We start from the raw sequence: 11949 nt of genomic DNA on the forward strand, positions 1-11949 counted from the left end.
AAACCTGCTGGACTGACCGCAGTTTCAATCCGCATGCGGCTCTGCCCGGGTGTGTCGGCTAGAAAACACAAGCGGGCGATGGCTTGGAGTATGATGGGAGCCATTCGATCTTGGCGTTCGCTTCGATGGAGCATCTCCTGCTCCAGCGACTGGCGTACCCGTCCCCGACGTGACGATCGAAGATGATGAGGGCCAAGCGCATTTGATCGAGCGCAACATCCGGCGCCCGGTGTCAACAATGACATTGTGCCCTTCTCGAACGGCACCGATGCCCTCGCCTATCTGTTCGAGCCGGATGGTTTAGGTGAGGTCGGTGCCGCACGGCCCGTTCTCATTCTGCGTGAGATTCAACGCTGCGATGATCTCGGCGGCAACGTCGACATCATCAAGCCCGTCAACGACGAAGGGTTCGTCAACGCGATTCACCAGTCTTGGCTGTTCTTCGCGGTCGTCCAGGCGCCGGAGACCGCCTAATGATCATTACGAAGGTGGTGTAACATAGGGCGGTGTCGATCCTCGTGAGGAGGTGCGCGATGGAGGACAACGTGTGGCGTCCGGCGCATCTGACGCCGGGGCAGATGGAGGAGCGCCCCGGCTTGATGAGGAGGCCTGGGCTGATCTGGATCGGCTCCTGGACCGGGGTGCCCTGGCAGCGGGCTTTGCCACCGAGCGCTGGACCCTCCAGCGCATTGCGGCCCTGATCGAGCGCGAGTTCGGGGTGCACTATCATCCCGCACTATCTGGAGCGGCCGCTGAAGGCGCATGGATTTAGCGTGCAGCGTCCCGCCACAAAGGCCAAGGAGCGCGACGAACTCGTGATTGCGGTCTGGCCCAAGCGCGAATGGGTTGCTTTGAAAAGAAGGCACAGCGGGAGCGCCGCACGCTGCTCCTCCGGGACGAGACCGGCCACAGCTTCCGGGCCGCGGCCGGACACGACCTGGGCGCGGCGCGGGCTGCCCCCGCTGTTGCGGCGGGTGAGCAAGCGGCGCGAGGTCTCGAGCATCGTGGCGATCACGCCCGACGGGCGGCTTTATGCCCGCCACTTCCGCACCAGCGTCTCGAGCCAGACCGTGATCTCGGCCTTGCTCTATTTCCGGCGCAAGATCGGCACGCCGCTGCTGGTGGTCTGGGATCGGCTCAATGCCCATCGATCACAAGTTACCACTGCCTTCATCGCAGCTCATGCGCGGGACTTCGCGGTCGCTTACCTGCCGGCCTATGCCCCCGAACTCAATCCGGAGGAGCAGTGCAATGCGTGCGTCAAGCGGGCTATGGAGAATGCGTTACCCGAATCCGTCGCCGACCTGCACCGGCTGGCGCGCCGCGAGTTCGTCCGCCTGCAACGCCAACCCGAGATGATCGTCAGCTTCTTTCGTCATGCAGGCCTCTCCGTCACATGACATTCGTGAAGATCATTAGAATGTCCGATCACTCGCCCGTTTGGGTTCTCTACATCGATGACGATCCGGGACTGGCCCGCCGCGTCCAGCGGACGCTGGAACAGAAGGGCTATGGCGTCGAGCTTTCGTCCAATGGCGCCGATGGCCTACGGCAACTCCGTCGGGGCGGAATCGACATCGTCGCACTGGATCATCATATGCTGGGCCAGACCGGCCTCGACATCCTTCCCCAGATCCAGGCGCTCCCTCAGCCTCCGCCTGTCATTTACGTGACCGGCTGCGAGGACAGCCGCATCGCCGTCGCCGCGCTCAAGGCGGGCGCAGCCAATTACGTCTGGAAGGACATCCAGGGACATTTCTGGGAGCTCCTGGTCGAGGCGATCGTGACGGCGCTGGAAAAGGAGCGGCTGCGGCGCGCCAAGGATCAGGCCGAACAAGAGGCCCGCGAAGCACGGGATCGGGCGGAACTACTGCTGCGCGAAATGAACCACCGGATCGCCAGCAGTCTGGCGCTGGTCGCCGCGCTCGCGCACCTGCAGACTGCGAGCGTCGACAATCCGGCGGCGGCGAGCGCGCTCAAGGAGATGCAGGCCCGGGTCATGGCAATCGCCGGCGTGCACCGCCGGCTGTACAACTCCGACGACGTTTGCGTTGTCGCGATCGATGCGTATCTGGCAAGTCTCGTCGAAGACCTCGACGTGACCATGCGGGCCGCCGGGCGCCAGCATCCGATCCGGCTCGACGCCGAACCGATCCAGATGGGGATGTCCTGTCTGGATGGCGCCCGTTTGGCAATGTGATTGTTGACGACGTTTGGGCCGAGCGGGGCGGATGCGGTCATGTCTCCGGCCTTTGAACGCGGTGCTACATGACCGCGGGCCCTGATGTTTTACGCTGGAGCTGGTCCCTCTCACATTATCGCGCTCGACTGACGCCAGACGACACCACGGGTTTGCCAGTTCCGGCGATCCATATCCGCTTGGCTTCACATCATCTCATCGTCACCGTGCCAACTGGGTTGCCCCAAGGGGCGAATGGTTTTGAGCTGGTCGTCTATGAGGCCGCCGGCGCGGCCGCTCCCTTGCCTCCCGGGCTCGTAAGCCGTGCTCCTGGCCATGACCGCCCAGGCGATCCGGGCCATCTTGTTGGCCAAGGCGACAGCGACGACCTTGAAGGGTAGACTAGGGCCGTATCGATGCCCAGCGAATCGGTTTGTAGTTCTTGCCCTTGAGCTTCCGCTCGCCCCAGATGGAGTCCAGATACCTAGCATCCCCTAGAATGATCGATTCCAATCGGGCTGATTTATTGATGTCCAGGCCCGGCTGTTTGTTGAGCAGCCTCTGTGAATCCTTTGCGGACATCCTGGTGACGAAGGTCACGACGAGGCCTGGAGTCCCCTCGACCTCGTAGGAATTGAAAAGCCTCAGCCCATCCGGCTTCTCCTCGACGAGGCGCTCGACGAAGGCGAAACCATTATTTTCCGCGTGCTCCCGGATGTTGGCCAGGGTGGTCTCGCCGTAGGTGAAGCCTGGGAAGTCGGCCGGCTTCCCGTCTGGGCGCCCGCCCCAGGTCTCCTTGGCAAAGGCGATCCGTCCGTTCCCCGGATCCGTGGCGAGCGCGAGCTTGTTCCCGTCCGGCAGGCTCCATCTGACCTCCTCGTGGGCGCCAGCGGCAACCCTCGAGGCCGGCTTCCCGGCGATCCGCGACGCAGCCGAGATCTCCTCCCCGATGCGAATGCCGTTCAGGGTCTGGGCTTGCGTTCCTGCAGTCAGGAAAAGGAAGCCGAGAGCGGGGATCGCTCCTCTCATGATGCTGGAGGTGATGAATCTCATGGCGTTTGGCATCGTTTAGGGGGCTGACAACCTACCTTTCCAAGAACATCAGTCAACCTAACCGGAAACAGTAGCGGGCCAGGTGTGGCCCAGGGATCACAACCTCGCGCAAGCTGGTCCATCCCCTGTCGATCTCGAAGCCAGGGGCTCCCGACAATCACGACTTCGGGTCTCAAAGCCGAGGGTGACGGTAACGGCCCAGACCTTCTTCAGACCCACTCGGCACCGGCGTTTCCGCACAGGATGCCCGCAAGTCGCAGAGCCATGCCGGGGCACGGCTCGGGCCATGCAAGGGGACGTGGGAGCGTCATGACGGCAGCGATGGTGTTCTTGGCGTAATCGGCGTTCGTTCCTGCCCGGCCCCACGCGGTCCTGAGCCGGGACAGGAGCCCCGCCTCGGACAACTCGCGGACGCAGGGATTCGAGAGATCGGCGACATAGCAGAGGGCCTTGTCCCATCCCCGCGGCGTCAGAACGTCGATCAAGGAATCGACGTAGCCATCTTCCGCGGTCTCGCGCTCCGCCAAGTAGCGCCGGACCGCGGCCTCCCGGACATCGGTGACCTCATACGCGATGCCGATGCAGCAGGTGCCAGGAACAAGACCGAGGACGACGCCGGGACTGTCAGCGGAACCACGATGGACAGTAGAAGGGATGCACCAGGAACGGCGCCAGCCGGGAGCCATCGCGGGCATCGTCGACTCATAGTCGAAACCCGGGTTCCAGATCAGCGAGCCATAAGCAAATACCAGCATGACGCAGTCCTGTTCGCGCCGTCACGGAGCGGCTGAGTCCACGCTGCTGACGGCTCTGCACTTTCCAAGGGCCAGGTTCGCTTTAGCGAACGATTATTCCCTTATAGCGAGTAATGGGATTGTCGACTGTGATCTCGCTCACACGGCCCTTGCTGGATGTGTTCAGTAAGTGCGGAGTGGGACAGCACGGCGATCCGTCGAAGTGGATCATCCGGTAAGTTATGCAGCCTTCGGCAGGAGGGCGACACCGGGTGCACGGCGTGGTCGATGCCGACGGCGCTTGCCCCAGATGAAGGGATGGGGATGCGCGTTCCAGTAGATCGTGGAGCGGTGGACCGCGTTGGTGATCTCGTCCCAAGTCTCGAAGTGCCTGCCTGCTAACGCCAGCGAGCGCAGGATCTTCTAGGGGATGTCACATTGTGGGAATGTCACATTAACTGAGTATAGCCGCGGAGTCGCTCAACGAGGCAGACTCCTTACCAGATGCCAAGTCGAGCAGAAGTTGGCGGCCCAAACCGCCTATGGATGCATCGCTGAGATGCCCACTCGATGACCAGATTTGGGGCCTCAACGAGCCCTCTGCCTGCATGACAAGCAACAAAGATCGAACATTCCGATAGCTCCGATCCGACTGGGTTTGGTAGACCAAACCCAGTCGACACCCCGATAGCCGTCTGGCTGCTGGAGAAATTGTGATCGTAGACGTGAGGAGCTGATGATGTTACGTAAATTTAGAGCCGGTCTTTTAGGCCTTATCGCGGCTAGCCTTCCGCTGGCCCTCTCCGCACAGGAAGCCTCGCAACGCCTCAGCCCCAAGGTGGTGGTGATTACCATGTTCGCTGGTGAGGCCAAGCCCTGGCTGGATAATGAGCCGTTCACCCGGAAAGTAGCGGTTCCTGGCCTGTCGAAGACCTTCCCCGATGTCTCGTGCACGGATGCCGGTCTCTGCCTGATGACCACCAGCATGGGCTATGCTAACGCAGCGAGCTCTGTTTCGGCGATGATCTACAGCGGCCGCTTTGACCTCTCACAGACCTACTTTCTCATTGCCGGAATTGCTGGTGTCGATCCTGCGGATGGAACATTGGGATCGGCTCATTGGGCACGCTTTGCCGTCGACGGTGGCCTGCAGAATGCGATCGATGCCCGCGAAATGCCCGGTGACTGGAGCACCGGCTATGTCGCCATCGGCGCGAGCCGACCGGGCGAAAAGGTCGAGCTCAAGTACGGAAGCGAAGTCTACCGGCTGAACGAGGATCTTCTGCAGAAGGCTTACAATCTGACCAAGGACGTGGACTTGGCCGATGGCGATGCCGCCAAAGCCTATCGGGCGCGGTACGCAGCCGCTCCGGCGAATGCCGCACCGCGTGTGAGCATCTGCGATACGATCTCCATGGATACATGGTGGCACGGCTCTAAGCTTGGTGCCACGATGGAGGCATGGGCGAAGCTGATCACCAATGGCGAGGCCAACTATTGCACGACGCAGCAGGAGGACAACGCAACCCTGACGGCCCTTCGGCGCGGTGCCGATGCCAACCTCCTTAACTTCGACAGGGTCGCCATCCTTAGGACTGCGTCGAACTTCGATCGGGAAGGATCGGGTCAGACCCCGGTGGAGTCCCTGACGGCAAAGTCGGGCGGCTACATTCCGTCCGTCACGAACGCCTACCGGGTCGGCGCCAGGTTCGTTCACACCGTTGTGGCGGATTGGCAGAACTGGAGCGCTGGGGTTCCGAAGTAAGGCTGGCAGCGTAGCCCATCCGGCCCCTCACAGGTCTGGATGGGCGATCACAATCATGCAGAAATCAATGCACTTCAACTGTGGCGTAGCATTTGCTGAAGGCAGAGGTCAGAGGTGCCTGTGAGCGCAGATCGATGAAGAAGCAGGTTATTATCGATACTGATCCTGGCCCAGATGATGGGATTGCTATCTTAACGGCTTTGGGCTCTCCCGTGATCGAAGTTCTCGGGGTCTGTGCCGTCGCCGGCAATGTTCCCCTTCATCATACCGTCCGGAACGTTCGCAAGATCCTGGAGCTCGCTGAGCGACAGGATGTCAGGGCATTTGCCGGAGCCGAGGCTCCTCTGGCCCGTCCTCTGTTCACGGCCGAATACGTACACGGCAAAACCGGGTTTGACGGATACGATCTCCCAGAACCGACGATGCCGGTCCAGTCACTGCATGCGGCAGACTTCATCGTTGAAGAGGTTGTAAGCCGGCCGCCGAAGACAATAACGATCTGTGCTCTTGGCCCATTGACGAACATAGCAAATGCCCTCGAACGGGACGGGTGCATAGCTGAGAGGATCGAACAGATCGTCTGGATGGGCGGTGCTTTGTCGGAGGGCGGCAATGTGACTCCGGCCGCCGAGTTCAACTGCTACGTGGATCCGGAGGCGGCTGAGCGAGTGTTGAGTTCCGGAGCCAAAGTCGTGATGATGCCGCTGGATGTCACCCATAAGGCTCATGTGACGGCTGATCGGATCGAACGCTTTCGCACAATGCGGAATAAGGTCGGCCCGATCTTCGCGGAACTCCTCACCTACGCTAAGCAGTTTGACTGGCAGAAGTACGGAACTGACCGCGCCCCGATGCACGATCCGACAACAGTTGTCTGGTTGCTGCGACCCGAGTTGTTCTCGGGTCTCCATGTGAATGTCGAGGTCGAGACGACCTCTCCTCTGACAACTGGGATGACAGTGATCGATTGGTGGGGCGTCACCAACCGGCAAAAGAACGCTTACGTCGTCCGTGATGTTGATGCCGAAGGGCTTTACGATCTGATTTTCGAGAGCTTCCGCCGTCTGCCCTGATGACGCAGGATCAGGACATTTTAACTTTGCGGCTACATGGTTTGTGGCTGATAACAAACATTTTGACAAGAAGTCTGTAACCGGTACCGTGGCAGGGTCCTCTTACAGGAGGATCTCATGCGGCCCAATCGACGGCTGGCCCAGCTCTGGCTCGATGCCCTGGCAACAGAGCTCGGCGCCGCGGCCGGTACCATCGACACCTACACCGATGACTTGAACTGCTATCTCGCTTGGCTCGATGAGAACAGCCTCGGTTTGGACGACGTCGGCCTGGAGCAGATCCGCGACTACATCGCCGCTCTCGATGGGCGCGGCTATGCCGGATCGACCATGGCCCGACGCATTACGGTGGCGCGGGGGTTGCACAAGTTTTTGGTCGCCGAGGAACTCGGGTCCGGAGACCCAACAAGCAATCTGTCGACGATGAAGCGAGCCCGGAAGTTGCCGTTCGTCCTGTCGATTGCCGAGACGGAAGCACTGTTGGAGAGCGCCCACAGGCTTGCGGCCGATCCCTCGGTTGGCCTCTACCGGCAGGCCGGCTATGCCCGACGGGCTGCCCTGTTCGAGACCCTCTATGCCTCGGGCATGCGCATCAGCGAGGCGCTGTCGCTACCGTCCGATGCGGCGCCTGCGGGCACGCGCATGCTGCTGGTGCGCGGCAAGGGCGACAAGCAGCGCCTGGTGCCCCTGCATGAGCGAGCGATCGCGGCCATTGCCCAATGGCAGAAGCTCGCCAGCGCGTACTCTGGGGGCAAGCCAAGCCAGTGGCTGTTCCACTCGGTGCGCAATGGCAGCAAGGCCTTGACGCGCCAGGCCGCCCTGCTCGAGATCAAGGAAGCTGCTGTGGCCGCCGACCTCTCCAATCCTGAGCGGGTATCGCCTCACGTGCTGCGGCACGCTTTCGCCACCCACATGCATGCCGGCGGCACCGACCTGCGCGTGCTGCAGGAGCTGCTCGGCCATGCCGGCATCGAGACCACCCAGATCTACACCCATCTGGACACCTCTCGCTTGCACCAGATGGTCCGCGACCTTCATCCTCTCAATAAGGAGGAGCATACGACAGCCGCCTGAACCGCTGGAGCGGGGATCTCACGTGCTAGCGGCAGACCATCAGGCCACAGATATCGCCGCGCCCATCTAGCGATCATGCGACTTCCAGTTTTTGCCATTCTGGCAACGGGAACAGGCGGTCATACGTCCAATTGAAGACGAACGCATAGCCTATGTAGAAAAGGGCAAAGGACGCATCCATCAGAAAGGCCTGCCAGAGACTGATGCCGAGATACCAGGCGAAGAGCGGCAGCAGGACGATCAGGAGCCCGACCTCGAACATCACAGCATGTACTATGCGGAAATAGGCAGTTTTCCTGGTGCTTCCCAGCACCCGCTGCATGAGGTGGTCGAAACCAAGATTGTAGATGTAGTTCCACAGCGTTGCGATCGTCGCGCCGACGATCCCCAGCACGCCGATGTCATGCACAGGCATGTGAAACGCCCAGGCACCAAGGGGTGTGACGAGAGCCAGTCCAATGATTTCGAAGCTGATCGCGTGTCGAATGCGGTCGCGTGAGGTTCGCATGAAGTCCCCCAGGGGGCATAGCTCGGGTCGTCCCGAACGATCGGCCCAGTGTCTGGGGGAGGTCGTCCTCTCTTGCGCCTCCATATAGGTCGACAGGTCTACTCGAGGCAAGAGGCCGGGACCCAAACGAGAGCCGACCATGGCGAGATCAAAGGTCCGTATAGCCCTTGTGTCGTTGGGCCTTGGCCCAGCCTTCCAGCGCCTGCGCGGCTTGGGTCTCGTCGGAAAAGATCTCGACCTTCTCGTTGCCTTTGGAGCCTACGGAACCCCAGTTCCGGACCAGCCGGATCGTGCCGAACAGATCCCGTTCGATCATCAAGCTGAAGAACCGCGCCCTGCCCTGCTCCGGGTCACGCCGATAGAGCACCAGATGGTGCCGTATGGGCGAGCGGGCATCCGGCATCGTGGCAGAGCTCCTACTCGGGTTTGCCCTTCCGGAGCGTGTTCTCCATCTCGCGCATCATCGCCGCCTCGATGTCGTCGAGGTTGACCTTGACGGCTCCGCCATCCGTCTGGGCCTTAGCCCTGGTCACCGGCACCTGCTTAGCCTTGGGCCGGCTGGCAACCATTGGCGCCTGGGCAGGGACATGGCCATCCAAGGTGTCGATCAGGCTGTCGAGCGCCGCGTCGGACAGCGGGATCTCCGCAACGGCATCGAGCCCCTTGAGAGCGATGGACTGATTGGTATAGCGCCGATCCGCCGTCACCTCCGGCCCAAACCATTCCAGCGGATGAAAGCCCCTCGCCTCCCCGTCAGACGCAAACTCCACCGTGACGAGGTGCAGGGCACGGGGCCGGGTGAGCTCGTCGACCAGGGCATGCCCCTCGCCGATCGGCACGGCGGTCCGGGTGTAGTCGACCTCGCCGGCACAGACATCAAGCAGCGCATGGGCATGGCCCGCTGGGATTTCGCACTGGTCCTCGGTCTCACCATCAGCGCCGACCGTCTTGAGGATCAGCAGACCTCTGTTCTCTTCGAGGCGGATCCAGGCAGAGCGGTCCCGCTGCTCGGGGAAGAAGCCCTCGACGTGGCGCAGTCCACCCCTCTCGCGCCGGATCAGGCGGGCGAAGGACGGGGTGAGCAGAAAGCGGCGGCGAACTGTCATGGCACCCTATCAAGGTGAGGGGTTGTGGACGCCTGCCATTCGTACAGGGCGCTGGACCGGAGCGGCAACCCTGATCCCGCACTATGGTTTCCGCTCGCCTCGTCACCCCTGAGAGCAAGGCGCTCACAAACGACAACGCCCTGACAGAGTTAGCCGTGCGGAGCTCACTGTCAGGGCGCATTCTGTATGGTGCCGGTTGCAACACCTACCCGCGAATAATACCGCAGCCAGAACAGTGGTTCAACATGTGGCTGTGCATAAACGGGAATGCCCCGGCAGGAGGCTGAGCACCAGACCTCTCACCAGGGCGCATGCGATGTGTTCCGGTTTCGCGGTGGTTTCGCGGGAATAGATCACTTGAGTAATGTCGCACGCACCGTCGAAACGAGATTGTCACTGGTTATTGGGTTAGACGCCAGTCGGAATAACAGGCTTTTCCGGTTTTGATCTCTTGGGTGGCTCTGAAAGTATGAGCTTGGTAAGGACCTCGTAGACGGATTGCGGGCCGCACTCGTTCGTCTGAGCGGCGCACTCTTCGAAGAAGTTCACATACTGGTCGCACTGGGTTGACGCTGCTGCTTGGGAGCGTCGGCACACTGAGTGTAGGCCTGGCGCAGGACTGGCGGTGGTTCGAACGATTCAAAGACTTCCTGGGCTTGCGTTCGAGTGAGCTTCTCATGGACAAGTATGAGACTGGCCGGACCCGCGAGGATGACGATCGCTATGAAGCCATTGAAACCCGACGCCATTCTGGTGATGGACAACCTGCGCCTGCACCATGCCACGACAGTCAGTGAGCTTCTCGCCCGTGCCGCGATCGGGCGGGTGTACTTGCCGCGCTATTCGCCCGAGTTCAACCCAGTCGAGCACCCCTGGTCCAAAATGAAAGAGCGGCTCGAGGCCAAAGCCGCCCGCAGCCTCGAAACCCTGGAAGCAGAACTTAAACCAGCCTTCGATACCATCACCGCAGAGGATGCTCGAGCTGGTTCAGGCACGCCGGCTATGCTCTACACTGATCCGCAATTCGCTTTGGAAGTCGACATCGAACTGCGGAAGCTCACTTACATGCCACCTGAGCATGCCCACTTGAGAGCCAGCCGGAAGCTTGACGCTATCGAGCGTTCGCCGCATAAGGCCCCGCCTCTGGTCAGTTCCTGTGGAACGACCATTTAGGAGTGTAGCTCAATCGGCTAGAGCACCGGTCTCCAAAACCGGGGGTTGGGGGTTCGAGTCCCTCCACTCCTGCCAGCACCCCTACCCTGATCACTTCCTGGCATCTTCGGACAGGGGCTCAACAACGTCTGGCGCCCGCAACGACGTGATTCAAAGACAACTGGCCGGCACCTCGTCCTAGCTCTCACGTCCTGGGCATCATTGCTTTCGCGTGATCGATGCGCGCCCGCTGGTGACATCCGTGATCATCCGGATGATGTGCTCAGTGTTCTCCTCAGGCAGATCCGCGGTGATGGTCACGCCTGCTTCGGTAAAGCTCTCATGACGGATCTGAACCCCTGAAGCGCTGGAAAGCCGTGCCCTCACCAGCGCAAGGTCAGAAAACAGGACAAAGATACTTGCTTCCTGAACCGGTACTATCTTAACGCGAGGAGCGACGCGCAGACAGGCTGCTGCGGTCCCGCCATAGGCCCGCGCCAGTCCACCGCTGCCCAGCAGGACACCGCCAAACCAACGCGTCACGACCACAGCAACATGGTCGAGCTCGAGCCGGTCGATAGCCTGGAGGATCGGCTTACCGGCGGTGCCACCGGGTTCGCCATCGTCACTGAACCGGTAGGTCTGACCCGTCCGCCAGGCCCAGCAATTGTGATTGGCGTTCGGATCGGAATGGTCCGCAATGAACCTCTTGGCCTCCTGCTCGTTCGCAAGCGGGCCGGCTACGGCGATGAACCGGCTCTTCTTGATCACCTGCTCGAGCGATGTGGTTTGGTCCAGCGTGAACATAGGCCCGCCTTACACCTATCGTGCTGGTCAGGTAAGGGGCTTGAACAAGACTTGCTGATCTTGCGCTGCCCTCAGTCATTACCCGCTTCAGGTTCTGTCAATGCCGACGAGTGGTCTCCTTCGCCCAGCGTATGTCTGTTTGATCAGGCGGCGGCCGTGATCACGATCTCGACCAGAGTATCTTCGCCTAGATCAGCGACGCCTACAGTGGCCCGTGCAGGAAAACTCTCCGGCGAGAGCCATCGCTTCCAGGCCGCATCCATCTCGGCTTTTCGGTTGAGATCCGTCAGGAAGATGGTTGCAGATAGCAGACGGGTTTTGTCCGTGCCGGCCGTCCTGAGATACTCGTCGAACTTGGCAAGGATCTGTGCCGTCTGCCCCTCGAGTCCAACCGACATATCGTCAGCGACCGTCCCGCCGACGAAGACAAGTCCGTTGTGCACGACGACGCGATGCATGATGGGCGTTTGAATATGCCGCTCAGTCACTTGGTTTTTC

Annotated in this window: 13 protein-coding genes, 1 tRNA gene and 3 pseudogenes; 9 read left to right on the forward strand and 8 right to left on the reverse strand. The window is 61.0% G+C overall.

The features are described 5' to 3' along the window. Positions 1-169 precede the first annotated feature (169 nt). The 4 genes and pseudogenes from JO965_RS37150 to JO965_RS37165 all read left to right on the forward strand — a co-directional run. Positions 170-474: pseudogene (locus JO965_RS37150) on the forward strand (response regulator). A gap of 73 nt (positions 475-547) precedes the next feature. Beyond that, positions 548-772 carry a winged helix-turn-helix domain-containing protein gene (locus JO965_RS37155; protein WP_203445670.1) on the forward strand — a complete coding sequence of 75 codons (225 nt, stop codon included), beginning with the start codon at positions 548-550 and terminating at the stop codon, positions 770-772. 1 nt (position 773) lies between these two features. Further along, positions 774-1400, forward strand: a complete 627-nt coding sequence (locus JO965_RS37160; protein WP_203445671.1) for a transposase — start codon at positions 774-776, stop codon at positions 1398-1400. A gap of 20 nt (positions 1401-1420) precedes the next feature. Then, positions 1421-2161, forward strand: a pseudogene (locus JO965_RS37165) (response regulator); the annotation flags it as partial. 326 nt (positions 2162-2487) lie between these two features. On the opposite strand, the pseudogene JO965_RS49775 reads toward JO965_RS37165, so the two are convergent. The 3 genes and pseudogenes from JO965_RS49775 to JO965_RS37175 form a co-directional block, all read right to left on the reverse strand. Beyond that, positions 2488-2577, reverse strand: a pseudogene (locus tag JO965_RS49775) (hypothetical protein); the annotation flags it as partial. Between the two features lie 4 nt (positions 2578-2581). Next, positions 2582-3232 carry a hypothetical protein gene (locus JO965_RS37170; RefSeq protein ID WP_203445825.1) on the reverse strand — a complete coding sequence of 217 codons (651 nt, stop codon included), beginning with the start codon at positions 3230-3232 and terminating at the stop codon, positions 2582-2584. Positions 3233-3441: 209 nt separating this feature from the next. Further along, complete coding sequence (locus tag JO965_RS37175) at positions 3442-3987, reverse strand: gamma-glutamylcyclotransferase (RefSeq protein WP_203445826.1); 546 nt, start codon at positions 3985-3987, stop codon at positions 3442-3444. A gap of 718 nt (positions 3988-4705) precedes the next feature. Between JO965_RS37175 and JO965_RS37180 the strand changes: the two genes are divergently transcribed. From JO965_RS37180 to JO965_RS37190, 3 genes are all read left to right on the forward strand, one after another. Next, positions 4706-5731: a purine nucleoside permease gene (locus JO965_RS37180; protein WP_203446720.1), complete on the forward strand. Its 1026-nt coding sequence runs from the start codon at positions 4706-4708 to the stop codon at positions 5729-5731. 134 nt (positions 5732-5865) lie between these two features. Further along, entirely contained in the window at positions 5866-6804 is a 939-nt protein-coding gene (locus JO965_RS37185) for a nucleoside hydrolase (RefSeq protein WP_203445827.1), read from the forward strand. A gap of 117 nt (positions 6805-6921) precedes the next feature. Further along, positions 6922-7878, forward strand: coding sequence for a tyrosine recombinase (locus JO965_RS37190; protein WP_203445828.1), 957 nt, complete (start codon positions 6922-6924; stop codon positions 7876-7878). A gap of 73 nt (positions 7879-7951) precedes the next feature. On the opposite strand, the gene JO965_RS37195 is transcribed toward JO965_RS37190, so the two are convergent. The 3 genes from JO965_RS37195 to JO965_RS37205 all read right to left on the reverse strand — a co-directional run bounded on the left by JO965_RS37195 (position 7952) and on the right by JO965_RS37205 (position 9492). Then, positions 7952-8386 carry a PACE efflux transporter gene (locus JO965_RS37195; RefSeq protein ID WP_203445829.1) on the reverse strand — a complete coding sequence of 145 codons (435 nt, stop codon included), beginning with the start codon at positions 8384-8386 and terminating at the stop codon, positions 7952-7954. Positions 8387-8534: 148 nt separating this feature from the next. Then, the gene (locus JO965_RS37200) at positions 8535-8789 is read right to left on the reverse strand and encodes a WGR domain-containing protein (protein ID WP_203445830.1); all 255 of its coding nucleotides are present in this window, start codon (positions 8787-8789) and stop codon (positions 8535-8537) included. A 13-nt stretch (positions 8790-8802) separates the two neighbouring features. After that, positions 8803-9492 carry a hypothetical protein gene (locus JO965_RS37205; protein ID WP_203445831.1) on the reverse strand — a complete coding sequence of 230 codons (690 nt, stop codon included), beginning with the start codon at positions 9490-9492 and terminating at the stop codon, positions 8803-8805. A 723-nt stretch (positions 9493-10215) separates the two neighbouring features. Between JO965_RS37205 and JO965_RS37210 the strand changes: the two genes are divergently transcribed. Together JO965_RS37210 and JO965_RS37215 are read left to right on the forward strand one after the other, a co-directional pair. Beyond that, the gene (locus JO965_RS37210; protein ID WP_203445832.1) at positions 10216-10665 is read left to right on the forward strand and encodes a transposase; all 450 of its coding nucleotides are present in this window, start codon (positions 10216-10218) and stop codon (positions 10663-10665) included. After that, positions 10664-10740, forward strand: a tRNA-Trp gene (locus tag JO965_RS37215). Before JO965_RS37210 ends, JO965_RS37215 begins: the two co-directional genes overlap by 2 nt. A 123-nt stretch (positions 10741-10863) precedes the next feature. Here JO965_RS37215 and JO965_RS37220 read toward each other — a convergent pair. Both JO965_RS37220 and JO965_RS37225 read right to left on the reverse strand, forming a co-directional pair. Further along, a complete protein-coding gene (locus tag JO965_RS37220) occupies positions 10864-11451 on the reverse strand; it encodes a YigZ family protein (RefSeq protein ID WP_203445833.1) in 588 nt (195 codons plus the stop codon). 143 nt (positions 11452-11594) lie between these two features. After that, complete coding sequence (locus tag JO965_RS37225) at positions 11595-11939, reverse strand: RidA family protein (RefSeq protein WP_203445834.1); 345 nt, start codon at positions 11937-11939, stop codon at positions 11595-11597. Between the last annotated feature and the right edge of the window lie 10 nt (positions 11940-11949).

This window comes from Microvirga sp. VF16, assembly GCF_016864375.1.
Taxonomy (GTDB): domain Bacteria; phylum Pseudomonadota; class Alphaproteobacteria; order Rhizobiales; family Beijerinckiaceae; genus Microvirga.